We start from the raw sequence: 25625 nt of genomic DNA on the forward strand, positions 1-25625 counted from the left end.
GTGAATTATTGTTTGGAAAGTTGAATCGGCATGGTAAACAGGTTATTGGCCCGGTTGCGCTCCCGAATGGAACCTGTGGGGTCTATCTCGATTTCGAGTTGGTAGGTACCCTTGGGCAGTCCGCGGGGCAGTTTGATAAACTGACCTTCGTACATCACGCCGTACGTGTCGTACCCGCCTACGCTGATGCCCTGTTTCATGGACTTGCATTCGCCATAGTTGCCCAGCCCGTAATTGGGCAGGTTTCGCTCGCCGTACACCGTTCCGTTGCAGGTGCAGAGGCTGTCGCTGTTGTTGCAAATGCCCGAATCGAACAGGCAGTAACTGACTTTACGCCCTTTGGCAATCACTCGTCGGCGGGGAGAAGCGCGTGTACCGGGGGTTATTTTCACTAACCGAAACTCTACCCAGTCGTCGACATGATAGTGATTGTGTCCGGGCTGATTATCGTAATAGTTGGTACCCGCCGGTCGGTCGGTGGCGATGAGGGTATCGCCCTTTTTTTGGTAAATACGCTGGTAGATACGCTGCCGGGCATACGAGCCGTCGGGGCAGCGTAACGTCGAATCGACGCGTTTGTCGCCACAGTACCACTCCTGTTTGCCCCAGGTTTCGAGCGGTCCATCGCCGATATTGCCTATACTGGCGGCAAAGCGTAGCTGACCGGGGTAATTGGGGTCGTTCCAGGCATACTCTTTTATCTGAGTCTGGGTAAACCGGGGCAGAATAACCAGGTCGGGGAGCAGCTCACAGTTGGTGCCGGGTGGGCACTGGCAGTAAGCGGGGTTTTCAAACGAACAGGGCGGTTGCCCGGCATTGGGCGTCGGGTCTGTCTCGAACGCAAGCGAAACTGTATTGAGGTTGCCTCGTACCCCCGCCCGCAGATCGGTTACGAGCAGATACCAGAGGCCGTTAGGGTCGGTATCGTTGTTCAGAAACGTAAATCGCCCATCGGGAATGTACTCGCCCTCAAACGGGGCTGTACCCAGATGAATGTATCCTGAGAAGCCGTTGGACCGGAAACAGGTGTTGGCATAATGTTGCCCATTGTCGCCCCCGTTGCGGTTGGTGAGCCAAATACTGGCTCCGGCCGGGTTCACGAGCTCGACTTTTATGTCGGACGAGCGGGCGTGAAATACACTCAGGCACACTTTGGCAAGGCCAAACGTCCGGTTTATCCGGATCGGCAGACCCTGCACCCGGATTGGGAAGGTATCGGCTTTGGCTACCCCGTTGAAGTCGCGAATGGGGCCACCCTGAGCACCGAACGTTTGCCCCTGACCAACGGTTGGCGGCAACGAGAACACAAGGAACAAACCCAGAATGTAAAGGAGCCGACAAAGAAGGAATTGGGTGCAACCACCTAAACGGTTACTAATCGGGCGGACTCGGGCGAACGGTTCGTTTATAAACGTTGCTCTCTCTACTACCCGTTGTTTACAAAAGAAGGCAAACAGATTAGACACCCTCTGCCCCATCCCGACCCAATCACCCAATCGAATACCCACCGGCCGTTGCTCTTCCGGGCGAACGGACAGCAACGAAACGGCAACGCGAAACGCGTGAATTTTGTAAACATTATTCTTCATAGACCGGGCACGCTCAGGCCAATACAATGGCTCGAACGGTTTCTTGCAAAAGACCCGCCTACTTTTCTGTTCGCTTTACCATTCGGGTGATAAACAGCATTTATTGGTGGACAATCTACAAACACCCCCGTTCTGCGGCCTACCACAGCCAGCGAATACCAAGCATAAATACTTACTTAATTGCCAGAACCTCATTATGCAACTTGCGTGCTACAGTTTGGCCTTGCAGGCTCTCTTTACGTATAATGGAGTTATATATAGCTATACAATTCTCTATTTTACAGCTTGGATTGATGAGCAAATATCCTTAAACGTGGCTTATCGGAAACCCATAGTAGACTTTTTGGTGTCAGGCATATTTTATACAGTTTCAAGCCCAGTAACGGCAAGCAAAGAGGTGGGTAGAGATAAGCTGCCGCTCCGCGAAAACTCGTAGAAGTTTTGTAAACATGCTCAATCGGACAAGGCAATGTTCCTTTTTCGATAAGCTTTTGGAAAGATTCAATTATAAATTTTCAATTTTTCGCTCTTTAATATCTTGTCGACTAGACCTGTCACCACTTAAGCTCTAAGAATCACACTTCCATTACAACAAGGTTACGGCTCAACCGTGCAGCTATTTGAGATCTGCAAGATTCGGTGGCATCATACAAACAGATAGAGATGTCATCTCTCCAAACGAGATGACATCTCTTGAGCGAACCCCTTCCGCAAAAGGAGACCGGCCTGATTGACACGAGACGGTTAAACCTTGCAGGTCTTTGAGACCTGTAAGGTTTGGTGATAGACCGCTCAGTGGCTCTGAAACAGCCGTTGTAGCAGGCTGCGGTCGTCGAGGTAAATGTTGGCGTTGCCCACGAGGTGATACTGCACCGGTATGGTGTCGTTGCGGTCGGTGTGGAGACCGTTGAGCAGGCGCACGGTAGCTTGCCGGTGGTTGTTCAGAATGGTGGGCGAAATCGACGTGATGACCCCTTCGAGCGCACCGAATTTGTAGCTGGGGTAGCTGTCGAGGTGGACGAGCACCCGCTGCCCCACCGCTACCTGACCGTCTCCCCGAGGTGGGATGTTCACGTAGGTTTTGTATTCCGAAATAGTCGGGTGAATGATTACGGTGTTTTTCTTCGGGTTGTTTTCAAACCCTTTTGTGATGAGCACCCGGCCGCCAATGGGCGCGAGCGTGTAGCTCACCTTGCCCGTTTCAATATCTTCTTCAATCAGCACGGTATCGCCTTTCTGCACGGTTTGGCCCTCGCGCACGGGCGTGCGATAGATGAGGTTGCCCGCGCTGTACCAGCTGGTGTACGAGGGCTGCTCGGAAGCCGTAATCATAACCCGCACCGTCAAAATCTCAGGAAACGAAATCAGGTGGGCGCACCCCACGCTCACCCCAAACAGGACAATGAGCAGCGAAATACCCCACCTCACAATCCAGGGCGGCACATGCCCGATAATCTCCTGCATATCGAGGCTGCTGTCATTCGGAATGGTGGCCATAGGTTACAGAGTTTCGAGTTGCAGCTGATTTTTGACCAATTCGTAGTAATGCCCGCGCCCCATCACAGTCAGTTCGTGGTGGGTGCCCACCTCCACTACCTCGCCCTTGTCGAGCACCACAATCTGATCGGCGTTCATCACCGTGCTGAGTCGATGAGCGATCACTAGCACGGTCCGGTCTTTGAAAAACGTTTGCAGATTATCCATCACAATTCGCTCATTATTCGCATCGAGCGCACTCGTAGCCTCGTCGAAAAACAAATAGTCGGGGTTTTTGTACACCGCACGCGCAATGAAAATACGCTGTTTCTGCCCCCCGCTCAGGCCCGCACCCGTGTTGCCAATGCGGGTGGCAAAACCGAGCGGAAGCCGTTGCACAAAATCGTCCAGATTAGCCACCCGAATAGCGTACCGGAACCGGGCTTCGTCAATGGGCTCGCCATCCACCGCGATGTTGCGGGCAATGGTGTCCGAAAAAATGTACCCTTCCTGCATCACGGTGCCGCAGCGTCGTCGCCATTCGCGGGCAGGGTATTGGTTCAGGTCACGCCCTTCTACCGTGATGTCGCCCTCGTTCAGGGTGTAGAACTTCAACAGCAGTTTCAGCAGGGTGGTTTTGCCGCTGCCGCTCGCACCCACAATAGCCGTTACCTTGCCCTTCGGAATGGTCAGGTCAACAGTACGGAGCACCGGCGTGTTACGTTGGCCCCCGTACCGAAACGTCACTCCGCGCAACCGAATCCCCTCCGAGGTATTCTTCCGCAGGGCGTTGGCCTGTAGCAGGGTATTGAGCCGTTGTGATTCGTAAAACGATTCGAGCGATACGCCGTCGGGCTCAGCCACAGGGGCAGCTGCCCGCTCGTCTTCGTCCTCATCTTCGTCTGGGCGGTTATGAATTTCGCCCAGCCGTTCGATACTCACACGGGCGTCCTGCAGGTTGCGCAAAAACCGCGACAGCTGCGCAATGGGCTCGTTCATCTGCCCCACGATGTACGAAATACTGAGCATCACCCCCAACGAAAACTCGTGTTCCATGACTGCAATGGCCGCCATGTACGACACCAGAATGTTTTTGAGCTGGGTCAGACACGTAGCCCCCACCTCCTGATACTGCTCCAGCGCCAGGCTTTCAATATTGATTTTGAACAGCTTGGCCTGAATCCGCTCCCAATCCCACCGCCGTCGGCGTTCGCAGTGGTTGAGCTTGATCTCGTACATACCCGTAATAATCTCGTAAATGCTGTTCTGATGCTCCCGCAACCGCTGAAACCGTTTGTAATCCAAATTCTTACGCCGGCGCAAAAACAGCAGCGTCCAACCAAGCGTGAGCCCGCTCCCGAGGGCAAATACCCCCAAAATGGGCAAACTGTGCATCCCCAATACGGCCGAAAACACCACCAGATTGACGAGCGAAAAAAGCATTTGGAGTGTGGAGCCAGTCAGAAAGCTTTCGATACGGTGGTGATCGCTGATGCGCTGCGAGATGTCGCCGATGTTTTTGGAGTCGTAAAACTGAATGGGCAACTTCATCAGCTTCACCAGGAAATTGGAAATAATGGACACGCTCACCCGTGTATTGACGTGTAGCAGAATCCAGTTGCGGATCAGGTCGACGCCTATACTGCCCAAAAACAGAATCAGCTGCGAAAACAAAACGAGGTGAATGAACCGGAAATCTTGCCGCTGAATCCCATAATCGACCAGTCCCTGGGTCAGAAAAGGCATAATCAGAGCCAGCACACTCGAAAACAGCATCCCGAACAGAATCTGAATGATGTACCGCTTGTAGGGCCGGAGGTACTGGTACAAAAACCGCAGGTCGCGGGGTTGGGCGTCGGCCAGGGCGCTTTGCTCGTAAAAGGCAGGCGTGGGTTCGAGCAGGAGCGCAATGCCTTTGCCCTCGGCCCCGCACCAGCCGTGCATGAACGTTTCGCGGTCAATCGAAACCATATCGTGAGCGGGGTCGGCCACCACAAACCGGGCCTGTTTGCGCCCCCACCGGGCGGGCAACACCTTGTGCAACACCACAAAATGCTCGCTGTTCCAGTGCAAAATGCAGGGTAGCGGGGCATTGTCGAGCAACTGATCGACCGACAGCCGCACGGGCAGGGTTTTAAACCCAATTTTTTCGGCGGCCTCGTTCAGGTCCATCAGGCTCACCCCCTGTTTGGTAATGTGGGCATTGGCCCGCAGGTAATCGAGCGAGTAGTCGCGACCATAGAACCCCGCTACCATTTTGAGGCAGGTGGGGCCGCAGTCCATAAAATCGAGTTGTCGGTGGAAGGTAAAAGCCATACGTCGAGTGAATTAAAAGAAAGCCGTGCGTACGGGAGGTGCGCCTTCGTACCGCAACCGGCGCAGACCCGTAGCCCGCCGGGCGGGTGCGGGCAGGAGGTCGAGCAGCCGGTTCTGAATGTGCACAATGAGCCGCTGAAGATCGTGACAGTACACCGACGGATTGTCGAAACCGCGCTCCGGGCTGTAGCGGTGCGGCAAAAACCCTCCTCCGCAAACCTCCACCAGTCGGCAGGCCCGGCACTCAGCCGCGAGCTGATGGTGACTCAGGTGGTAAAGCTGAATCAAGGGCACGGCCAAAGCTTCGTCGAGATCGTGGGTTCGCACGTTGGCCCCCACCTTGGTAAAGCCGTCGCCACAGGCTTTGAGTGTCCCCACAGGCTCAATGGAGCCATCGGTTTCGATAATCAGAAACTCGTTGTGTCGGCCGCCGAAGTACTCGAACCCGTTGTCGATGCCCAAAACCAGCCCCATAATCTGATCGAACAGCCGGATAGATACCCGCGCGGGCCGGTCGGCCAGCCAGCGATCAAACAGCCGGATGAGCCAGTCGGCAAAGGGAGCCCGGTCCATCTCGCGCCAGTGGTGCAAGCCGGTAGGCAACAAGCCGTGGTGGGCGTCGGGCAGGGCGAAGTCGAGGTGCGGCATTCCCAGATCGGCGAGGTGCTCGTACACCGCAACCGGGTCGGCCTGTACGTTGATCACGCTCATCAGGGCGGGCGGGGCGGTCAGGTAGGCCGACCGACGGGCGAGCTCGATACCCCGCCGAACGGCCTCGTACGAGCCCCGCCCCTGATGGTCGCGCCGAAACTGATCGTGCGCATCGGGTGCCCCGTCGATACTGATGCTCAAATCGATACGCAACCGACCGAGCAGTTCACACCACGCATCGGTCAGTAACGTACCGTTTGACTGTAGCGAAAAATACAACCGCACGTCGGCCAGCTGAAGCCGGGCCTGCGTTACAAAACGTTCGTAAAACCGGGGCGGAGCCAGCAGGGGTTCTCCCCCGTGAAAAATAAACCGAAACTGCCGCAAACCATGCTGCCGGCAGTGAGACTGCACCCGTTGCAACAACCAATCGACGGTTTCGTCGGCCATGAATTTGGGCTGACGTCGGTAGGTGGTATCGCCCAGGTTGTACATGTAGCAATAGCTACAGTTCAGATTGCACAGACTGGCCACCTTCAGGATGACCGTCTGGCAAAACGTGGGCGTGGGGGCGTCGGTTGGTTTCATGGCAAAGGGTACGTTAACGAGAGGCCGTGCTCAGCGGATCGGTGTCGTCGATGCGGAGCTTACCCGACTCTTTCCAGCCGCCAAATATTTTGTCGGTGGTCATATCGATACCAGCCGCTTTGAGGCTATCGAGCGTCTTTTTACGCGTCTCGTCGTCTTTGGGTTTCAGGAAAAAAGGCTTCTTCTTAGGCATGTCTAAAGAGTGAAAGTGTGAAAGAGTGAAAGGGCGAATCGCTCATTCACCCGTTACTACAGTTGCACCAGAAAACGGGGCATTTGCCAGAGTTCGTGGAGCGATTCGGCTTCGGGGCCCATGGGCGTAAACTCTTTGTCACCCCCCCGAATCTGTTGCAGGGCGGTATCATCGAGCAGATCGATGGCGTCGGGTTGGTCGGCCCCGTGGGGCGTGGTCAACTGTTGGCGGAGTGCATCAAGGTACATGGCTATGAGGACTGATTCGGGCCGGTTTGACCCGGCAAGAGGAAGTTCGATTGACCCGGTTTGTAGGAAAGTTTGGTGTGGATGTATGTCTGAATGCGGGCTTCGAGCAACGGAGCCCGGATGGCGCGGGTTTGCAGGCCGTACAACAGATTCTGGCAGAGCGAAAATTTGAGCACGTCGAACCGGCGTTCGTAAGGTTCAGACAGGAACTCGGCTACCTCCTGCGCAAACTGATCAAATGCCCCTCTGAAGTACACACGCTTCAGGTACAGCCAGTTATAAAGCACAACTCGCTCCAAAGTCGGCGTGGCAAACTCCCCGATATTACCCAGCAGATCCTCAAAATGACTCTTTTCAGCCTCAGGGTTAGCCCCGGCCGTACGCACCAACATACCCGCAGCCGTAGCCGCGTAGGTTTTGAGGCACCCCTCGGCCACAAAGGCCAGATACCCCGATTGAAGTTGGGCAGCACTATCAGTAAAAGCCGTTCCGAACAGGGACGATTCGGTTTCACCCAGAAGCAGGTACCGTATCAGGCCATTGAGCACCCGTCGCTCGGCCGCTACGTCGCCCTGTCGGCTATAGACCAGACACAGGTTTATGTTTTGTTCCAGGCTCCGAAACAACATCGACGGGCAACCCAGCCGCACCAGATAGTCGTTGAGGCTGACGCACTCCACGGTCTGCGCAAAGGCCAAGTCGTACCGGCCTTCTTTGTACGCATACAAGGCATCGGCCGACAACTGAAACTGCCGGGCGTAGAGGTGAGCGTACGGATGCGTGAGCGTTTGCAGCCCTTCGGCCCCTTGCCGCAGCAGCGCCCCGGCATCATGCATCTGCCTTGTTTTCAGCAAATCGACGGCCCGGAAAAAGTAGGTGGTTACCTCCTTTGCCCGGCTGTACTCGTCGGGCGGCATTAGAGCGGCCATCTCTTTGTCCACAAACAACGTCCAGAGCTTCCGGTCATCGTGGGCCGGTTTGGGCGCGTGGTTGGCCGACGGAAACTGGGGGAATCGCTCGGTCAGTTCGGCCAGGGTTTCGGTAGCGCAGTGTGTCGTCATTTAATTCCCGAGTTCAAGTTGGTTTTTGATTAGCTCGTAATAGCGCCCGCGCTGCGACACCAGTTCGGCATGGCTGGCCTGCTCCACAATCCGGCCGCGTTCGAGCACGATGATCTGATCAGCGTGTTTGACGGTACTCAGCCGGTGGGCTACCACCACCACCGTGCGGCCCTGGCAAAACTTGTTTAGATTCTCCATGATGACCCGCTCGTTGTTGGCGTCGAGGGCGCTCGTGGCTTCGTCGAAGAAGATGATATCCGGGTTTTTGTAGACCGCCCGCGCAATCAGAATCCGTTGGCGTTGGCCCTGACTGATTCCGTTGCCCTCGGCCCCGATTTTGGTGTTGTAGCCCAGGGGCGAGTTCTCAATAAACTCGTACAGATTGGCCACGCGCGCGGCTTCGTTCAGGCGTTTTACGTCGGGCTGCTCATCGGCAATGGCGATGTTTTTGGCGATGGTGTCGGAGAAAATAAAGCCCTCCTGCATCACCACCCCGCATTTCGACCGCCAAAACTGGTGGCTGATGCTCTTCAGGTTGTGGTTGCTCCCGATCCGAATCTGGCCTGAGTCGGGGTCGTAAATGCGGAGCAGGAGCTTAATCAGGGTGGTTTTGCCGCTGCCACTGCTGCCCACAATGGCGGTGGTTTTGCCCTGCGGAATCCGCAGACTCAGGTCACGCAACACCGGTTCATTGCCCGCACCGGGATAGGTAAACGAGACCTTATCAAAGCAAATATCCTGATGATCGGGCAGGTGGTTGGTCAGGTGTTTCGAGGGGGCTTCTTCCTCTTCGATGCCGTGAATGTCGTTGAGCCGTTCGATACTGATTTTGGCATCCTGCGCTACCCGCAAAAAGCTGATCAGTTGCTCCACTGGGCCGTTCATCTGGCCGGTGATGTACTGAATCGCCAGCATTTCGCCGAGGGTTATGTGCCCCTCTACCACGCCTTTGGCCGCCAGAAAGATGATAAAGATGTTTTTGCCCTGATTGATAAAAAACGCTCCTACCTGCTGATTCTGGCTCAGCGAAAGGCTCTTTACGTTCAGCTTAAACAACCGGGCCTGTATCTTTTCCCACTCCCAGAGTTTCTGGGTGCCGCAGTCGCTCAGCTTAATCTCATGTACACCCGTGATAAACTGAATAATGTTGCTCTGATTCCGTGCCGACACCTCGAATCGTTTATAATCCAACTGCTTACGCTTGTTCAGAAACAGAACAATCCAGGCCGCATACAAGGCGCTTCCCAGGGCAAACACCCCCGCGATAGTAAGGTTGTAATACGCCAGAATAGCGCCAAACACCAGCAGGTGAATAAACGAGAACAAGGTGCTGAGGGTGGTGTTGGTCAGAAACCCCTCAATGCGTTTGTGGTCGTTGATCCGTTGCAGAATGTCGCCCGTCATTTTGGTATCGAAAAACGACAGGGGAAGCTTGAGCAGCTTGACCAGGAAGTCGGACAGGATCGAGATATTCACCCGCGCGCTGATGTGGAGCAGAATCCAACCCCGTACGAACTCAATGGCGGTTTCACCAACCGACAAAAACAACTGCCCGAACAAAACGAGGTAGATAAAGTGAATGTCGTTGTTGCTCACACCCACATCCACAATGGCCTTCGTCAGAAACGGGAACAGGAGTTGCAGCACACTGCCAGCTACCATACCCACCAGCAACTGCACCAGCAACGACCGGTACTGCATGAGGTATTTAAGCAACTGCCCAATGCCCAGCGTGGAGCCTACCTCGTCGGACTGTTCGTAAAAATTCGTGGTCGGTTCAAGCAGGAGCACTACGCCCTCTTTCACCCCGTTTTGTTGCGTGCTCGCCCAATGGTTCAGAAACTCATCGCGCGTGTAGGTCATGAGCGACTTGGCGGGGTCGGCCACGTGGACTTTTTTCTTCGTGATCTTGTGAACCACCACAAAATGGTTCTTGTCCCAGTGAGCCACGCAGGGGAGCATAACACCATCTTCGAGCTTTTCGAAGCTCATCCGCCCGCCCAGCGTCCGAAAGCCCAGCGATTCGGCGGCTTTGCTGATGCCCAGCAACGATACCCCCGCCCGGCTGATGCGGGATTTTTCGCGGAGCGAGTCGAGACTGAAATTGCGGCCGTAATACTTCGCAATCATCCGCAGGCAGGTAGGCCCGCAGTCCATCATGTCGAGTTGTCGGAAATGTGGGAAAGCCATAACGAAAGAGGAATAGTGGCTTACCGACCCCGGTCGGCCGGTATAGGGTGGGTTAAATAGTCATGTTGAGGCCGTCGAAGGGCGGCAGGGTGTTGTCCTGATACTGCATCAGCGCAATACCAATCCCGATCATGCCCCACCCCCACGACACCCGCATGTAGGAGTTTTTGTCCTCGTCGAAGAAGCTGTCGAACCCGCCAAAGGGGCCGGTTGGCTTGGCGTACTTCATGATACTGGCGTACCAGTTGTTGGCGGCAGCCGCCAACATGGGGTCGTTGCTCAGGCGGTACAACTTGTCGAACACGCCCGCGAGGCCGGCGGCCCCGTACGTAATCGACGCATCAAAGGTGCAGCCGTCGGCTACGGTCCGGTTACAGCAGTCGACCAGCACATCGCGGGTTTGTTGCTGTAGGTCGGCATCATCGGTCAGAATCTGCGAGGCCCGAAATAGCCCGTAGCCCGTGCCGAGGTCACCGTAACACTGCGAAAACTGCTTCGGCTCCACTTCATCGTTCAGCATGATCGGAAACAGCCCCAGGGGTTGGGTGCGCCGGTGCGCCAGCACAAACTGCACACCCGACCGTAGCAAGCGCCGACAGGTTTCGGGTCGGATACCCAGCTCGTGCATCCGCGCCAGAAAACTCAGGATCATGGCCGACCCGTGCGAGAGACCAAAATACACCCGGTTTTGCAGCGTGGGGGCTTTCCAGAAGGCCCCACCTACTTCATCGTACTGCGCCAGCCGGTCTACCTCGTCTACCAGTTCGGCTAACATCTCCCGCGCCGACCCGGTAGAAGCCAGCCGGGCGTGGAAGTAGTGTGCCCCCATCATAGCCCCGCCAAACAGATCAAGGTCACCGAAGCGGGTTCTCCGCCGAACGGTATCGGCCACCACGTCGTCGGCCTGTTTCAGAAACTCGTTGGTGTCGATGTCCAGAAAACCGTGGCGTTTCGAGTACTCGATATACCGGCCGAGCATCATAATGTCGTTGCCGATAAAATCCTGCCGGAACCGCTTCACATAATGGCCCGGCCCTACCATTTCGAGCGCCTTGTCGAAGTGCTCCTCAGCCGTAATGTAGTGGCTGTCGTCGCCGGTGTAGCGGGCGTAGAAGCAGTAAAACAGGCTCAGACCAAATAAGCCCTGATCGTAGCTGGAGGTTTGCAACCACGACTGGTATTGGGGCAACTCATTAGCGATGCGCTCAATCTGATCGGTGATGGGGGTTTTATTTATCGGTTTCATGGTTGTCGAAGGGTTTATTTTCAATAGCCCGCAGAAGAAAATCATTGGCCCGCGAATGACGCGGAGGACGCAGATTGAAAAGGATTTATTTGATCCGCGCTGATCCGTCAAATCCGTGTCATTCGCGTGCTAATCCTGTTTTAAATGGCCCGCGAATGAGACTGAGGACGCGGATTGTAAAGGATTTATTTGATCTGCGTTGATCAGCTAAATCCGTGTCATCCGCGTGCCAACTTTTTATCCGCGTGCCGTTGTTTTCTATTTACAATCGGCCCGTTTCAGACTCATTGCCGAGTTTCTTCTCGTTCAGCTGATCCACCGTTTTCTTCCCGAAATTGTACAGCAGCGTAAGCCCCACCCGCCGACTATCGCTATACGTGCGGCTGAAAATCTCCACCGTCGGGTAGTTGATCGTGGTCCGAAACACATTACCCCGCGTGATGTCGTTAGCCCAGAGTTTGAGCGTCCCCCGCCCAGCCAGCACGGGCCGTGTTACACCCAGGTTAATCATGTGAATGCTCTGCTCCTGATACACGCCGGTTCGGCCGGGCGTGTAATAGTTGGCAGTCAGCTCCGCTTTCCAGCCGTTCGTCAGGGTAAAGAGGCTCGACAGGTTGAACCCGCCGTACAGCTGTCGGGCGTTGTAGCTGGGTACCCCCGGCAGGGCGTTGGCCTCTACCCGGTCGTAGTTGACCCAGCCTGAGTACGAGAGTTGCCACCATTTGAGGGGCGAGTGCGAGTGCGACAGGGCAAGGTTCAGCCGGTTTACACGATCGAGGTTGCGCTGGGCGTAGACCGTAGTGCGGGTGGCAACATCCTGCCGGGGTGTCCACGACATAAAATCCTGGATGTACGTGTACCCGAAGAGCATATTCACCCCGCCGAGCGAGTAGTTCAGCTCTACCACATCATCAAATTGCGGACGCAACAGCGGGTTACCCTCCGAAGCCGTAAACCGGTCGTAGAGTCGGTAAAACGGCACCATATCGTCATAGGCCGGGCGGGTGATCCGGCGGCTGTACGAGAGCGATAGCTGCCGACCGGCGGCCACTTCTTTTTGCAGAAACACACTCGGAAACCAGCTCAGGTAATTGAACGACCGCAGGCCCCGCACATCGGCCAGGGTGTGTTCGGCCCGCATTCCAAGCTGCATAGTAACGGCCTTGGCCTTGAGCGATGACATCAGGTAGCCGGCCGTTACGTTTTCTTCGTAGGCCATCTGGTTGCTGATAGCCGGGTTGAAACGCCAGGTCCCGTCGATGAGCGTTTCCTGCCGAAGGGTGTTGTTGGTAGCCACCCGTACCCGTTTCAGCCCCGACACAAACGACCAGTTGCCACGAGTTGGGTGACTGTAATCGGCCTGAGCCACCGTAATATTGATCGATACCGGATTGAACGACCGCAGAAACTGACGCGGGCCACGGAGTTCATTGCGCCGGTCGAACACGTTGATACCAAACGTTTGGTCGGTGCTCGATGCAAAGGGCGTGTAGGTACCAATCACGGTCAGCTCGCGGCCCACCGAGTCGAGCGTGCCCCGGTACATTAAGCTGTAGTTGTCGGTACGCCGGTTAATGTCCCAGATCGCATCGGTGCGGTACGTTGAGTCGGTGATGGTATTCGTATTCACGAAACCCGTGGTGGTATTCATGTCGCGCCGGGTGTCGGAGAGGTTACGGCTCGCCGTGAAGCTCAGCAAGTGGTTTTTGGCCACCTGCCAGTCGGCGTTGAGCCGGAGATTATGCGATACCACCCGCCCACGGGTTTGGGTATTGTCGTCGATCAGGGCGAGCGGATCGTTACGGAACGCCCGGTAGCCGGTTTCGTCGTTGTACAGCTGTCGATTGGCGAAGAAGTACTGACCTAACAGGCTCAGTTTCTGGGCGCGGTAGGTCATGGTGCCGCCGAGGGTGTGCAACTGCGGCCGGAAACCCTGCGAAGCCGTCAGGCGGGTAGAGCCGGTGAGCCCCCGCTTTTCGCTTTGTCGGGTAATGATATTGATAACCCCACCCGTTGCCGACGCATCGTACCGGGCCGAGGGGTTGGTAATCACCTCAATACGGGCAATATCGTCGGCAGGCATAGCTTCCAAAATGGCCTGCAAGCCCCCTTGCTGCGGCCGGCCGTCGATCAGCACCAGCACGCCCGATTTGCCCCGGAGCGAGATACCTCCGTCGGGGCCCACGGCTACCAGCGGCATTACCCCCAGCAATTCACTCGCGTTGCGACCAAGCGAAATCGGGCTATTGGCCAGGTTCATCACCAGCCGGTCCGATTTGCGCTCCAGCAGGGGCTTCTGACTCTTTACCACCACTTCCGACAGCACCTTCACGTTTTCGACAAGCTGAATACTTCCCAGCTCTCGCACCGGAGTGGTTGCGTTCAGGGCGAAAGCCTCGGTCGTTTTGGGCAAAAAACCCATGTAGCTGATCCGCAGGCAGTAGGTTCCGTCGGGAATACCGTCGAGGGTAAATACGCCATTTTCGTCGGTCAATCTGGCCTTCACCTGCGCCGAGTCGGCAACAGCGACCAGTACCACCGTCGCAAACGATGCCGGGCTTTGCGGCTTTTCCAGAATCAGGCCGCTCACTTTGCCCTGTGCCCAGGCCGACAGGGCGGCCAACAGGCAAACTACGGTCGTCAAGAGTGCTTTCATGCTTATTCGTCCTTTTTTGACCCAAAGCTGCCTTGACGACCGTACGCGGTCAATATTTTTCGACAAACCCCTTTTTCATTTCGACAAAACCCGCCGACCAACGCATCGAACATTTTCTCATCTGTTTGTTGATGCCCCTTTAGCGATAATTTTTTACTTTTAGCGACGCTATTTATCTCACCCCTGAACCCTCTTCTGTGTGGAGAGGTGTAAAGAAACTGCCGGTTTGGCGTTTGCTTATTGAACGCTTTACCCTGGTTTACGCCGATACGTATGGTCCTGGCAAATAAGAGGGCCAGGACTGTTGGCTGGTTGGGCGAGGTAATCCAAACTGAGCCTGCTATGCCTCAAATGATACGATGCCTCATTGTTGACGACGAAGAACTCGCCCAGGACATTCTGGAAGCTTACATTGCCCGTATCCCGTACCTCCAGCTGGTACACAAAGCTTCGAACGCGTTCGACGCTATCGACTTCCTGAATGGGCATCCCGTCGACATCGTATTTACCGATATTGAAATGCCTCAGCTCACGGGGATCGAGATGGTGCGGTCGTTGCAGAAAATTCCCTACATCATTTTTACAACGGCCTACCCTACGTACGCCATTGATGGGTTTAACCTGAGCGCAACCGACTACCTGCTCAAACCTATTGCGTTCGACCGGTTTCTGAAAGCCGTAAACAAAGTCCGCGACCATATGCGGCCGGTACCGGCACCCACCGAGCCAACCGAGCGGCCCGAACCCGCACCGCCCGCAGCCCGGCCCAACTTCATTTTCGTCCGCGAAAACGCAAAGGTGGTGCAGGTCTTTTTTTCCGACATTATCTGGGTAGAGGGCCTGCGCGATTACGTGAAGATTATCACAACGGGCCGCACGATCATCACCCACGCGACCATGAAAAAGATGGAAGAGCTACTACCGGCCGACGAGTTTGTCAGGATGCAGCGTTCGTACATCGCCCGGATTGCCGCCATTAAGGCCATCAACGGGAACCTGCTCGAAATGGTCAACGGTGTGCAGCTCCAGATTGGTCAACAGTACCGCGACGCGCTGATGGAGGTGATTAAGCCTATTAACTAAGCCGACTGCGTTATGCCCTTTCGCCAGAATTTGCAGCAATGGGTCAATGATTTTCTGTTCGACCGCCCTCGTTACCGGCGGTGGCGCCTGTTGTTTCATTTGCTTTTTTGGAGCACCGAGCTACTCCTACAGCTTTGGCTCTACCGCGATCTGCATCCGGGAGCCAAGCCTGCTTATGCCTGGGTGGAGGCAAGTAAACACGTCGGGTATAACATGCTGATGTATTACAGCATCCTATTCTGGTGGAACCGGGTACCCGTTAAGTACAAAGCGGGCACGCTACCGCTGTTGCTGGTTCTGCTCGTCAACGGCAACATTCTGTTTACGTACCTGCACGATTACCTGATTCTTCAGTATAAACTACTGCCCGAATCACGGGCGTTCTGGCAACTTATTTTTAAGCGCAGCGGGGCCGGCTTCGAGTCATTTTATGCCCAGAACTGGCTCAATGGGTTTATTTTTTATCAGGTCATTAACCCACAGTCGCTGTGTTATGTGATCAAGCTCTCGAAAGAGGCCGTGCGGTTCGCCAACCGCAATCTGATTCTGGAGCAGGACAATATGCGTATTGCTCAGGAAAACCTGAATCTGGAGCTCAACTTCCTGAAAGCGCAGGTAAATCCACACTTTTTCTTCAACACGCTCAATAGTCTTTACTCACTCAGTATCAAGAAGTCGGACCGCGCCCCGGACCTGATTCTGCGGCTATCAGACCTGATGCGGTATGCGCTTTACAACACCGATTTGCCGCAGATGCCGCTACAGGACGAAATCGATTTTCTACAAAACTACTTCTACATCGAACAAACGCGGCTGGGCTCACGCATTGACCTGACGTTTGAGGTGGAGGGCGACCCCCGCCCGCACGTGATTCCGCCCCTGTTACTCATTGTCTTTGTCGAAAATGCGTTCAAGCACGGGGTCAAGAACGAATTGAAGCAGGGTAACGTCCATATCCGTCTGAAGCTGACACCCGATGCCATTTCGTTCTGGATTGCCAACAGTATTCCGGCCCACAGCGATCTGATGAAACCCGCCAAAGCCCGACGCGAGGGCGGTATTGGTATCGAAAACGCCCGCCGTCGGCTCTCCATTCTGTACCCCGGCCGACACTCGCTCCAGATCGAATCCCATCCCGAACAGTATGTTGTTCAGCTGGTTTTGCGGCCCGCTCCGACCGCCCGACCCGAGCCGTCTGCGCGACCTTCGACAATCGACGAAACGAATTGGTCTGGTCATATTTGAATTTTGTCGAAAAGGTACCCTTGTTCATCGAAAAAAATTGGTGTCCCTTGAATGTCATCCCAACTTTGAATCGTCAACCAAACGCAAACCCCTAAACAGTCATGAAAAACAAACTCTCTCTTTCGCCCCTCGAACTCCAAAAATCAACCCTTGCCCTGCTGGATCACCCCCAGGCCATTAGCAACGACCGTAACCGCTCGGGATTCACAACCATCATTATCACACACGTCAAGTTCAACGCTCAACCCTAACCAGCCATGAACCTGAGTGGCCTTTTTCGCAGCTTCACCCGCACCCGAGGCTCCCTCCTCGAAATCGACCACATCGAATCGCTGGATGCCAATCAACTGGCCGATGTAGTGGGTGGCAACCAGTTTTTAAGTAAGCTCCAGGAAGCCGAAGCCAACGATACCGGCACTCCAGTATTTACCTCATCCATCGATGAGTTTCTGGCCGAGACCGACGACTGACGGAGCCCTCTTTTCCCTGATAATATCGCCCGGAAGGCAACAGTATTCAGGCCTGTATCTGTAGGCCGACCGGGGTTATTATATACCAGTGTTTCACCTTAACAATCCAAAACAATCATCATGAAAAAGTCAGCTGTATCTCCGCTTGCCCTTGACAAAGAAACAATTGGCAACCTCGACGAGCAGGAGCTCTCACAAATTGCCGGTGGCTCTGATGAGTCGGGCAGCCAGGAAGAGTGCTGGGTGGCAAGCTGCAACAGCGGAAGCTGTAACGGCACCAAAACCAAAGTAGCCATCGAGGCCGAATAAGCCGTATCAAGTTTTTGGTTTATGGTTTTTTGTTTAGGGTTTACCGTTTCGCACAGCTTGCCGTTTATTCGCTTTTGCCCCACGAAACGATTCACACTAAACCCTGAACAAAAAACCATAAAACCCTCTCTGTTTCACCTTAAAATCCAAGTCAACCAACATGAAAAAGTCAACTGTATCTCCGCTTGCATTAGACAAAGAAACGATTGGCAACCTCGACGAGCAGGAGCTCTCGCAAATCGCCGGTGGGGTCGATGAGTCGACCGATGGCGCCGACGAGGAGTGCTACGTAGCGAGCTGCGGCAGCAACAGCTGCAACGCGACCAAGACGAAAGCCGCTCTGCAGGCCGAATAAATAGACGTACCCGCCGGCAGGGACATTGATCCTTGTCGGCGGCTTTTCTTTTCACCCTATGCCTTTGTATTGCCTCATTGCCGACGATGAGCCCCTGGCTCGTGAATTGATCCAGTCGTATGTGGATCAACTGAGTGGCATTGAGCTAGCCGGTGTCTGTACCAATCTGCTCGACGTGCACGACCACCTGATGGCCAACCCGGCTATCAACGTGGTTTTTATGGATGTGGAGCTACCGGTGTACACCGCCCACGACTGGACGGCCCTTGCCGACTTTAACGACCGGATGCTTTGGGTCGTACTTGTGACGGCCTATCCCCCGACCTACCTGCCCGCCCAAACCACCGATATGGCCTTTGCCGTGCTGAACAAGCCGGTTTCTTTCGAACGATTCTGCCACGTAGTCGACCAAATCCGCGACCTGGCAGCAAAAAAATAGCCAACGGAGAAAGGGTCCGCTGGCTATCTAACTCTAAAGTGTTTCAATTAAAATCCGAGGGTAAATATACAAAAAAGTCGACCTAATCTATCCCTTTCACCCCTTACAGCCGCTGTCGCCATGAAACATACCCTACACGCCGGTTCTTTCTTTCTGGTACGAACGCCTACCCTACCGCTCGATGAGCTGCTGGAAACCAACGCGCACCTTGCCGACGCGGGCCTGATCGGGTTGGCCGACCGAATGCGCCACGTTTTTGGGCAGGAGCTCATGCGTGAGGCCATCTACCTGGCGTCGCCGGAACTGTACACAGAAATGGACCGGTGGCTCAACGGGGAGAAAAGCAGCCCCGACAAGGTGGAGCGCCTATTGTATTCTCTTTACAAATATTACCTCCGGATGACCTCCCGCAGCACGCCCTACGGCCTGTTTGCGGGTTGCGCTACCGGCACCATAACGGCCGAACCGAGCATCATTCGGTTTGCCGATGCCAAGCTGCGCAAACACGTCCGGCTCGACATGAACTACGTGGCCGAGCTTGCCAGCACGCTCGTGCGGCAGCCCGCCATTCGGAATCAACTCCGGTTTTCGCCCAACAATAGCCTGTACCAAATTGGCGATCAGTACCGGTACGTGGAGTACAAACTCCGCAACAAAAACCGCTCGTACCTGCTTTCGGGTGTGCGAGCCTCAGCCTACGTGAGCCGTGTGGTGGAAGCTGCTCAGGGCGGCAAAACGATTGACCAACTGGCCCAAACCCTCCTGAGCGACACCGTCCGGCTCGATCAGGCCACAGGGTTCATCAATCAACTCATTGACAGCCAGATATTGACCAGCGAACTGGAACCGACCGTTACGGGTCCCGAGTTTTTCGGGGTACTGCTCGACCGGCTACGGCAACTGGAGGGTACCGATGAGCTGGTTGAGCAACTGAGCAACGTACAAGCGCTGCTAAACCAGCACAACAGTCCTATCAGCCGGTACCTGTTCATCAAAGAGGTAGTCGACCGGCTCACGGCAACCCAAAGCAAAGATCTCGTGCAGGTCGACACGTACTTTGCCACCGAACGGGCCAACCTGAACCAAACTCTCCTGAACGAACTGACGCAAACGGCCAATCGACTTCTGGAAGCGGGAAACCGAATGAAAAATAATGACCTCGACGAATTTAAGCGCCGGTTTACCGAACGCTGGGAGGAGCAGGAGGTCCCTTTACAACTGGCTCTTGACAACGAGTCGGGCATAGGTTACGGAGCCACCGGGCAGGGTAAAGCCGATAACCTGGTGCTGCTAAAAGATCTGGTGATTCCGCGCCAGAAACGCTCGTCGACACCCATGAACTGGACGGCCGAAGCCCGGCTCCGGCAGGCAGTCTTCACCCGTTTTCTGGGTCAGCAAAAACAGACGGTAGAATTGAGCGAAGCCGACATCGACTCGATTATCGACCCCGACCGGCCCAACCGGTTTCCGGCCAGTATGTATATGTTTGGCCAACTCCTGGCCGGCAGTCCCGAAGCCCTCGATCAGGGCGATTATACCTTTGTGTATGGCAACCTCTTTGGGCCAACGGCGGCTAATTTGCTCGGTCGGTTCTGCCACGGCGACCCGGCCCTGGCCGAATCGGTCAATGACCTGCTCCGGCAGGAAGAAGCGAGCCAACCCGAGGCCATCTTTGCCGAAATTGTCCACCTTCCCGAAGCCCGTACGGGTAATGTGCTGTTGCGCCCTCAGTTGCGAGCCTACGAAATTGCGTACATGGGTCGGTCGGCAGCCCCTGAGAGCCACTGCATCAGTGCCGACGACCTGCTTGTGTCCATTCGGAACGATGAGGTAATTCTCCGATCAAAACGCCTGAACCGCCGGATTATCCCCCGGCTATCGACCGCCCATAACTTTACCCAGGGGATTGCCGTGTACCGGTTCCTTTGCGATTTGCAGCATCAGGGATATAGCCAGCCGTTTTCGTGGGACTGGGGCGTGTACCGCAAGGAGCCTCACCTGCCCCGCATCAGCTATAAGAAGTTTATTCTGAGCTACGAACGGTGGTTTCTGGAGTCGAAAACCTACGCCAGCCAACTGGAAAAGAACACCGACCCGGCAACGTTTGTAACTGAGTTACGGGAGTCGCTCGGATTACCGCGTTGGGTGGTGTTACACGAAGGCGACAACGACCTGCCCCTCGACCTCGACTGCTTTGCGGCCGGACAGATTCTGGTCGATAAACTGAAGAAGAAAGACATTATCCTGTTTGAGCACCTGCAAACGATTGACAACTGTTTTGGAGGCGATACAAAGGGGACATACTGCCACGAGCTCCTGTTTCCGCTGAACGTATCCACCCTGACACCAGCCCAACCCCGCTTGCAGGCACCCGTGACCACCGCGTTGCCCCGGCAGTTTATGGTGGGCAGTGAGTGGCTGTACGTGAAGCTGTATTGCGGCAACAAAACCGCCGAGCGACTGCTGGTGGAGGTGATAAAACCACTGGCCGACGAGATGCTGGCGCAACAGCAGATTGACAGCTGGTTCTTTATCCGCTACGCGGATCCGTTGCCGCACCTGCGCGTGCGTTTTCACGGCGACCCCAACTCGGGTTTCTGGGCTACGCTGCTGGCTCGCTTGCAGGCTGCTACCCAACCGTATCTGAACGAAGGTTTGCTGATGAAGCTCCAGGCAGATACGTATCAACGCGAAACCGAACGGTACGGCGAACAAACCATGCTCCTGAGCGAGACCTTTTTTTACCACGATAGCGTGGCCATTGCCGACTTTTTGTCGCTGATTGAAGGGGATGCGGGCGAACAGTACCGCTGGCAGTTTGCCCTCCGCAATGTGGATCGGCTGTTCGATGACTTTGGGTACTCACTCCCCGAACGTCGTGCCTTGATCGATCAGATTGCCGCTGGTTTCCGGGCCGAGTTTGGCGGCTCACCCACGCTCCTGCACCGGCTCAACGACCGCTACCGGGCTCATAAAGCACTTGTGGGTCAGATTTTGACGCCGGAAGCCGACACCGACGAAATTGGGGAGGCCGTGGCCTGTTTTGAAAAGCGGTCGCTCGCGCTGGCCCCGATGGCCACCCACCCGCTCGTACAGGCCGACCGCGACCGGCTCATGCCCAGCTACATACACATGACGCTCAACCGATTCTTCCTCTCGAAGCAGCGGCAGCACGAGCTGGTCATTTACCATTACTTAAGTAAGTACTACGAATCGCAGATGGCCCGGCAGAAAAAGGGCGTTCTGCAACCGGCCTGAGGTGTAGTTTATGGTTTTTAGTTTGTTGTTTTTGGTTGCCCCAGGAACAACAGTCTCATAATGAGAGCATTAATCATAAACCTAATACGAATGGATTGTTACGCAGATGACACGGATTAGACAGATTTTCACGGATTACTCATCTGCGTGAATTCGTTACATCGGCGTCATCAGCGTTCAATTAGGAATTGAAAGAATTAGCACGCGGATGACACAGATTAGGCCGATTTTCACGGATTACTCATCTGCGCGAATTCGCTACATCAGCGTCATCCGCGTCCAATTAACCTTGTACTTCTTGTCAAGTACTAAGAAACGTAAAACCCAAAACCATAAACCCCCAAAACCTATGCCTGCTCAGCTCGAAATCCGCAGTGAAGAGATTCAGGAAATAATGGGGTCGGTGCCGAAATGGCTCACCCGCTGGGGCAGCACCATTGTGTTGGCTACACTCGTTTTGTTGCTGATTGGTGCGTTTTTCTTCCCCTACCCCGACGTTGTCAACGCCCGTGTCCGGCTGGAACTCAAACGCCCACCCGAATTAATCAAAACCGGGCAAAGCGGCACCCTGACTCAGCTCGCCGTCAGGTCGGGCGAATGGGTGCGGGTGGGTCAGCCACTCTACACGTTTCAACAGCAAGATGGCTCTATCCGGGCGGTGAATGCGCCCCGCAGCGGTCGGGTGCAATGGCTCCGGCCCCTTTCGGTAGGCGATGTGGCCCCGGCCGGGGAAGCGCTGATTGCCCTGCACGACTCCACCCGGCAATATGTTGCCACGGCTGAGGTGGACGGCGACGATGTGGGGAGTATCCGGCCCGGTATGCCCGTCACGTTGCAACTGAGTGCCTACCCCACCCAGAAATACGGCTCGCTTCAGGGCGAAGTTTTTGCTGTGTCGCCCCTGCCCGTAGAAGGCAACTACCGGGTATCTATCAAGCTACCGACCGATCTACGCTTTCAGCACGGTGGAACGGCCCCTCACGAAGCGGTCCTGTCGGGATCGGCTCAGATTATCACCCAACAACGACGTTTGTTAACCCAACTTTTCAGTAAATCGTAGGCCCCATGAACGCGACCCGTTTAGCAAATATGCTGGTGCTGTTGAGCATCAGTACGGCGACAGCTTTGGCCCAGGAAACCGGCTACCGGCTGCCCCCGGACGAAATTGGGCGGGTTATTAACGCTACGGCCGCCCCTACGCTGCGCTTTCACCCGATTTCCCGGCGGACGCTGCTGATCACAAACGAAGCCAGCCCGTCGATCCACGAAATGGCCCAGCCCGAACTCCGGCTTGCGGGTTTGCGAATCAATCCGCGCAATAGCAGCCCCAGTCGGCAATTGTATATGGTGCACTTGGCCACCGGGCAGTTACCCATCGGGCAGACTGCAACCAATCTGGCGGCTACGCGCCCCATTACGGGGTTGCCCGATGGAGCCCGGCTGAGTGAACTCCGCTGGTCGCCCGATGGGCACCGCATCGCGTTTTTGCGTCATACACCCACCAAAGTCGAACTCTGGACCGCTGATTTACGCACGGCTCAGGCCCGGCAACTGGGTCAGCTGGCCGTCAATGCCGTTACTGGTAGCAGTTTCGACTGGTTTTCGGACAGTGAGCGGTTGTTGGCGAAAACGATACCCGCCAGACGATTGCCCCTGCCTCAGCCCGATGTGGACGTAAGCGGCCCCCTCGTGCAGCATAACGAGGGAAGCCGTAAAGCGGGCCGGACTTACCAGGACCTGCTCCGCACACCCGCCGATGAGCAGACACTGGCTCATTATCTGCAAAGCCAGTTGACCGTTGTCGACCTGACCGGCCGCGCGCAGCCGTGCGGGCAACCCGCCCTGATTACGCAGTTTTCGGCTTCGCCCAATGCGCAGTATGTGTTGGTTAAAAGCGTGCAGCAACCGTTTTCGTACATCCTGCCCTACAGCCGGTTTGCCAGTAAAACGGTGGTGCTGAACCGGGCGACGGGGGCCTTGGTGAATGAAGTTGCCAACCTGCCCATTGCCGATCAGATTCCGCCCGCCCGCGATGCTGTAGCAACCGGCCCTCGCCAGATTGACTGGCGAAGCGATCAACCCGCTACACTCTGCTGGGTAGAGGCTCAGGATGGGGGCGACCCCAAACAAAAAGCCCCTGTCCGCGACCGGTTGATGACCCACGTAGCCCCGTTTAGCCAACCGGCCCGCGAGCTTGCCCATTCGGCCTACCGCATTGCGGGCGTGTATTGGGGCAACGACTCCACAGCCCTACTTGCCGACCGGTGGTGGGCCACCCGCCAACGCATCTGGCGACGGTTGCGGCCCAATACCCCTGATCGGATTGATACCCTTTTTGCCTACTCGCTCGAAGACCGGCAGGCCAACCCCGGCGACCCCGAACTGACCCGAAACGCCAAGGGTAAACTAGCCCTCGACCTTACCCGAACCAATCAGCTTGTGTTTTCGGGCGCGCGGGTTGAGCGGGGCGAAGAGGTTAGTTTTGCCGAACTGGTCAATTTGAACACGCGCGCCCGAAAGCCGCTCTGGACCGCACAAATCGACTTTTTTGAAGCTTCAGAGGGCATGATTGACTCGGATGCCCAATGGATGCTGGTGAGCCGCGAAACCCCCGACACGCCCACGAATTACTGGTGCCGACATCTGCCCACCCAAACCGAGTACCAGCTCACCCACTTCCCGAACCCGTACCCGCACTTTACGAGCCTCGAACGGATTCCGCTCCGGTACCAACGACCCGACGGCCTTACGCTGTCCGCCGACCTATGGGTTTCGAGCGAGCACAAAGGCAAGCGATTACCCGCCCTGCTGTGGGCTTACCCGACGGAGTATCTGCAAAAACAGTTTGCGGGACAAACGGCCAAATCCTCAAACCGATTTAAAGCCTACTCCGAGTTACCCACTCTTTGGGCGCTGCGCGGCTACGCCGTGCTGACCAATGTGTCGTTCCCGATCGTGGCCGATTCGGGTCGGCAAGCCAACGACACGTATCTGGAGCAGTTGCTGCTCAACGCCCGCTCGGCGCTCGAAGCCGCCCACCATTCGGGGCAGGTAGATACGGCGCGGGTGGCTGTCATGGGGCAGTCGTACGGGGCGTTCATGGTTGCTAACCTACTCACGCACAGCAATCTGTTTAAAGCTGGCATCGCGCTGAGTGGAGCGTACAACCGCTCGCTAACGCCCTTCGGATTTCAGTCGGAGGAGCGAACACTCTGGGATGCCCCCGCGCTCTACAACCGGCTTTCGCCGTTTCTGTACGCCGACCGGGTAAAGGCTCCGCTTTTGCTCGTGCACGGGCAGGCCGATAATAACCCCGGTACCCACTATATGCAGAGTGAACGGTATTTTGCGGCTTTGCAGGGTTTGGGCAAAACGGCCCGGTTTGTGACGTTGCCACACGAAAGCCATGCCTACGTAGCCACTGAATCGCTGCTGCATCTGTGCTACGAAATCGACAATTGGCTCAACCGGTACATGCCCCGCGAGGTGGCGCACAAATAGGGTTTTGGGCCTTTTTCAGACAATCAGCTTGTAGCCAACACCCCGCACGTTGACAATCTGAATAGCCGGATCGTCGCGGAGGTGCCGCCGAAGTTTGGTGATGAACACATCCAGGCTACGGCCGTTGAAAAAGCTATCGTCGCCCCAAAGTTCAAGCAATACGGCGGTGCGTTCGAGTACCTGATTCTGGTGTTCGTGCAGTTTGCGGAGCAGTTCGGCCTCCCGGTGCGACAGCTGTACCTCGCGCCCATCGAGCCTCAACTTTTGCTTGGCGGCATCGAACCGGTACCGACCGATGGGCACCGCATCGGGTGAGCTGGTATTTTTGCGGGAACTTTCGCTCCGCCGAAGCAAAGCATTGATTCGCACAATCAGTTCATCTAAGCTGAAAGGCTTTTTGAGGTAATCGTTGCCGCCCAATTCAAAGCCTCGCACCACATCGGCGGTTTGTGAGCGGGCGGTCAGAAACAGAATGGGCACATCGGGGTCGGTTTGGCGCATCCGCTCGGCCATTGTGAACCCATCGAGGTTGGGCATCATGACATCGGCCACCACAATATCGGGGCACTCTTGCCAAAAGAGGTTTAGTCCGGCCTCACCGTCGGCCGCGTAGCGCACCGTAAAACCGCGCACCTCCAGGCTGTCTTTGACAATCATGGCCAATGCCGGTTCATCTTCAATTAGCAGTACGGTTGCCATTCAGGGTTTTGTTTAGGTTCAAGTGACGGGATGGTTTGTTGTCAGTACCAGA

Annotated in this window: 21 protein-coding genes; 10 read left to right on the forward strand and 11 right to left on the reverse strand. The window is 55.6% G+C overall.

Annotated elements, in window-relative coordinates:
• Positions 1-5: 5 nt before the first annotated feature.
• The 10 genes from RUDLU_RS0124700 to RUDLU_RS0124755 form a co-directional block, all read right to left on the reverse strand.
• On the reverse strand, positions 6-1307 hold the full coding sequence (locus RUDLU_RS0124700; protein WP_245581746.1) for a lysyl oxidase family protein: 1302 nt from the start codon (positions 1305-1307) through the stop codon (positions 6-8).
• Between the two features lie 1074 nt (positions 1308-2381).
• Entirely contained in the window at positions 2382-3086 is a 705-nt protein-coding gene (locus RUDLU_RS0124710; protein WP_019991131.1) for an HlyD family efflux transporter periplasmic adaptor subunit, read from the reverse strand.
• A gap of 3 nt (positions 3087-3089) precedes the next feature.
• Complete coding sequence (locus RUDLU_RS0124715) at positions 3090-5381, reverse strand: peptidase domain-containing ABC transporter (protein ID WP_019991132.1); 2292 nt, start codon at positions 5379-5381, stop codon at positions 3090-3092.
• Positions 5382-5393: 12 nt separating this feature from the next.
• Positions 5394-6620 (reverse strand): radical SAM protein, encoded by a 1227-nt coding sequence (locus tag RUDLU_RS28225; RefSeq protein WP_019991133.1) that lies wholly within the window; start codon positions 6618-6620, stop codon positions 5394-5396.
• Between the two features lie 13 nt (positions 6621-6633).
• The gene (locus RUDLU_RS0124725) at positions 6634-6813 is read right to left on the reverse strand and encodes a hypothetical protein (protein ID WP_019991134.1); all 180 of its coding nucleotides are present in this window, start codon (positions 6811-6813) and stop codon (positions 6634-6636) included.
• A 56-nt stretch (positions 6814-6869) separates the two neighbouring features.
• Positions 6870-7061 (reverse strand): hypothetical protein, encoded by a 192-nt coding sequence (locus RUDLU_RS0124730; protein ID WP_019991135.1) that lies wholly within the window; start codon positions 7059-7061, stop codon positions 6870-6872.
• Positions 7062-7063: 2 nt separating this feature from the next.
• Positions 7064-8122 (reverse strand): hypothetical protein, encoded by a 1059-nt coding sequence (locus RUDLU_RS0124735; RefSeq protein WP_019991136.1) that lies wholly within the window; start codon positions 8120-8122, stop codon positions 7064-7066.
• Positions 8123-10312 (reverse strand): peptidase domain-containing ABC transporter, encoded by a 2190-nt coding sequence (locus RUDLU_RS0124740; protein ID WP_027303355.1) that lies wholly within the window; start codon positions 10310-10312, stop codon positions 8123-8125.
• A gap of 52 nt (positions 10313-10364) precedes the next feature.
• Positions 10365-11558: a lanthionine synthetase LanC family protein gene (locus RUDLU_RS0124745; protein ID WP_019991138.1), complete on the reverse strand. Its 1194-nt coding sequence runs from the start codon at positions 11556-11558 to the stop codon at positions 10365-10367.
• Positions 11559-11820: 262 nt separating this feature from the next.
• Positions 11821-14214 carry a TonB-dependent receptor gene (locus RUDLU_RS0124755; protein ID WP_019991140.1) on the reverse strand — a complete coding sequence of 798 codons (2394 nt, stop codon included), beginning with the start codon at positions 14212-14214 and terminating at the stop codon, positions 11821-11823.
• Between the two features lie 342 nt (positions 14215-14556).
• Here RUDLU_RS0124755 and RUDLU_RS0124760 point away from each other — a divergent pair, with 342 nt between their 5' ends.
• From RUDLU_RS0124760 to RUDLU_RS28235, 10 genes are all read left to right on the forward strand, one after another.
• The gene (locus tag RUDLU_RS0124760; RefSeq protein WP_027303356.1) at positions 14557-15297 is read left to right on the forward strand and encodes a LytR/AlgR family response regulator transcription factor; all 741 of its coding nucleotides are present in this window, start codon (positions 14557-14559) and stop codon (positions 15295-15297) included.
• A gap of 12 nt (positions 15298-15309) precedes the next feature.
• A complete protein-coding gene (locus RUDLU_RS29005; protein ID WP_019991142.1) occupies positions 15310-16542 on the forward strand; it encodes a sensor histidine kinase in 1233 nt (410 codons plus the stop codon).
• Between the two features lie 101 nt (positions 16543-16643).
• A complete protein-coding gene (locus RUDLU_RS29850) occupies positions 16644-16793 on the forward strand; it encodes a hypothetical protein (RefSeq protein WP_019991143.1) in 150 nt (49 codons plus the stop codon).
• Positions 16794-16799: 6 nt separating this feature from the next.
• Positions 16800-17012 (forward strand): hypothetical protein, encoded by a 213-nt coding sequence (locus RUDLU_RS0124775; protein WP_019991144.1) that lies wholly within the window; start codon positions 16800-16802, stop codon positions 17010-17012.
• A 120-nt stretch (positions 17013-17132) separates the two neighbouring features.
• Positions 17133-17321: a class I lanthipeptide gene (locus tag RUDLU_RS0124780; RefSeq protein ID WP_019991145.1), complete on the forward strand. Its 189-nt coding sequence runs from the start codon at positions 17133-17135 to the stop codon at positions 17319-17321.
• Positions 17322-17481: 160 nt separating this feature from the next.
• Positions 17482-17676 (forward strand): class I lanthipeptide, encoded by a 195-nt coding sequence (locus RUDLU_RS0124785; RefSeq protein WP_019991146.1) that lies wholly within the window; start codon positions 17482-17484, stop codon positions 17674-17676.
• A 58-nt stretch (positions 17677-17734) separates the two neighbouring features.
• Positions 17735-18115 (forward strand): LytR/AlgR family response regulator transcription factor, encoded by a 381-nt coding sequence (locus RUDLU_RS0124790; RefSeq protein ID WP_019991147.1) that lies wholly within the window; start codon positions 17735-17737, stop codon positions 18113-18115.
• 120 nt (positions 18116-18235) lie between these two features.
• Positions 18236-21373: a lantibiotic dehydratase gene (locus tag RUDLU_RS0124795; RefSeq protein ID WP_019991148.1), complete on the forward strand. Its 3138-nt coding sequence runs from the start codon at positions 18236-18238 to the stop codon at positions 21371-21373.
• A gap of 349 nt (positions 21374-21722) precedes the next feature.
• Entirely contained in the window at positions 21723-22433 is a 711-nt protein-coding gene (locus tag RUDLU_RS0124800; protein WP_019991149.1) for a beta-barrel domain-containing protein, read from the forward strand.
• A gap of 5 nt (positions 22434-22438) precedes the next feature.
• Entirely contained in the window at positions 22439-24874 is a 2436-nt protein-coding gene (locus RUDLU_RS28235; protein WP_052316763.1) for a S9 family peptidase, read from the forward strand.
• Between the two features lie 15 nt (positions 24875-24889).
• On the opposite strand, the gene RUDLU_RS0124810 is transcribed toward RUDLU_RS28235, so the two are convergent.
• A complete protein-coding gene (locus RUDLU_RS0124810) occupies positions 24890-25573 on the reverse strand; it encodes a response regulator transcription factor (RefSeq protein ID WP_019991151.1) in 684 nt (227 codons plus the stop codon).
• Positions 25574-25625: the final 52 nt, after the last annotated feature.

It is taken from the genome of Rudanella lutea DSM 19387 (assembly GCF_000383955.1).
Classification (GTDB): Bacteria; Bacteroidota; Bacteroidia; order Cytophagales; family Spirosomataceae; genus Rudanella; species Rudanella lutea.

Coding starts and splice junctions, on each gene's coding strand:
- RUDLU_RS0124710 (WP_019991131.1), bottom strand. CDS start 3,086: ATGGCCACCATTCCGAATGACAGCAGCCTCGATATGCAGGAGATTATC.
- RUDLU_RS0124715 (WP_019991132.1), bottom strand. CDS start 5,381: ATGGCTTTTACCTTCCACCGACAACTCGATTTTATGGACTGCGGCCCC.
- RUDLU_RS28225 (WP_019991133.1), bottom strand. CDS start 6,620: ATGAAACCAACCGACGCCCCCACGCCCACGTTTTGCCAGACGGTCATC.
- RUDLU_RS0124725 (WP_019991134.1), bottom strand. CDS start 6,813: ATGCCTAAGAAGAAGCCTTTTTTCCTGAAACCCAAAGACGACGAGACG.
- RUDLU_RS0124730 (WP_019991135.1), bottom strand. CDS start 7,061: ATGTACCTTGATGCACTCCGCCAACAGTTGACCACGCCCCACGGGGCC.
- RUDLU_RS0124735 (WP_019991136.1), bottom strand. CDS start 8,122: ATGACGACACACTGCGCTACCGAAACCCTGGCCGAACTGACCGAGCGA.
- RUDLU_RS0124740 (WP_027303355.1), bottom strand. CDS start 10,312: ATGGCTTTCCCACATTTCCGACAACTCGACATGATGGACTGCGGGCCT.
- RUDLU_RS0124745 (WP_019991138.1), bottom strand. CDS start 11,558: ATGAAACCGATAAATAAAACCCCCATCACCGATCAGATTGAGCGCATC.
- RUDLU_RS0124755 (WP_019991140.1), bottom strand. CDS start 14,214: ATGAAAGCACTCTTGACGACCGTAGTTTGCCTGTTGGCCGCCCTGTCG.
- RUDLU_RS0124760 (WP_027303356.1), top strand. CDS start 14,557: ATGCCTCAAATGATACGATGCCTCATTGTTGACGACGAAGAACTCGCC.
- RUDLU_RS29005 (WP_019991142.1), top strand. CDS start 15,310: ATGCCCTTTCGCCAGAATTTGCAGCAATGGGTCAATGATTTTCTGTTC.
- RUDLU_RS29850 (WP_019991143.1), top strand. CDS start 16,644: ATGAAAAACAAACTCTCTCTTTCGCCCCTCGAACTCCAAAAATCAACC.
- RUDLU_RS0124775 (WP_019991144.1), top strand. CDS start 16,800: ATGAACCTGAGTGGCCTTTTTCGCAGCTTCACCCGCACCCGAGGCTCC.
- RUDLU_RS0124780 (WP_019991145.1), top strand. CDS start 17,133: ATGAAAAAGTCAGCTGTATCTCCGCTTGCCCTTGACAAAGAAACAATT.
- RUDLU_RS0124785 (WP_019991146.1), top strand. CDS start 17,482: ATGAAAAAGTCAACTGTATCTCCGCTTGCATTAGACAAAGAAACGATT.
- RUDLU_RS0124790 (WP_019991147.1), top strand. CDS start 17,735: ATGCCTTTGTATTGCCTCATTGCCGACGATGAGCCCCTGGCTCGTGAA.
- RUDLU_RS0124795 (WP_019991148.1), top strand. CDS start 18,236: ATGAAACATACCCTACACGCCGGTTCTTTCTTTCTGGTACGAACGCCT.
- RUDLU_RS0124800 (WP_019991149.1), top strand. CDS start 21,723: ATGCCTGCTCAGCTCGAAATCCGCAGTGAAGAGATTCAGGAAATAATG.
- RUDLU_RS28235 (WP_052316763.1), top strand. CDS start 22,439: ATGAACGCGACCCGTTTAGCAAATATGCTGGTGCTGTTGAGCATCAGT.
- RUDLU_RS0124810 (WP_019991151.1), bottom strand. CDS start 25,573: ATGGCAACCGTACTGCTAATTGAAGATGAACCGGCATTGGCCATGATT.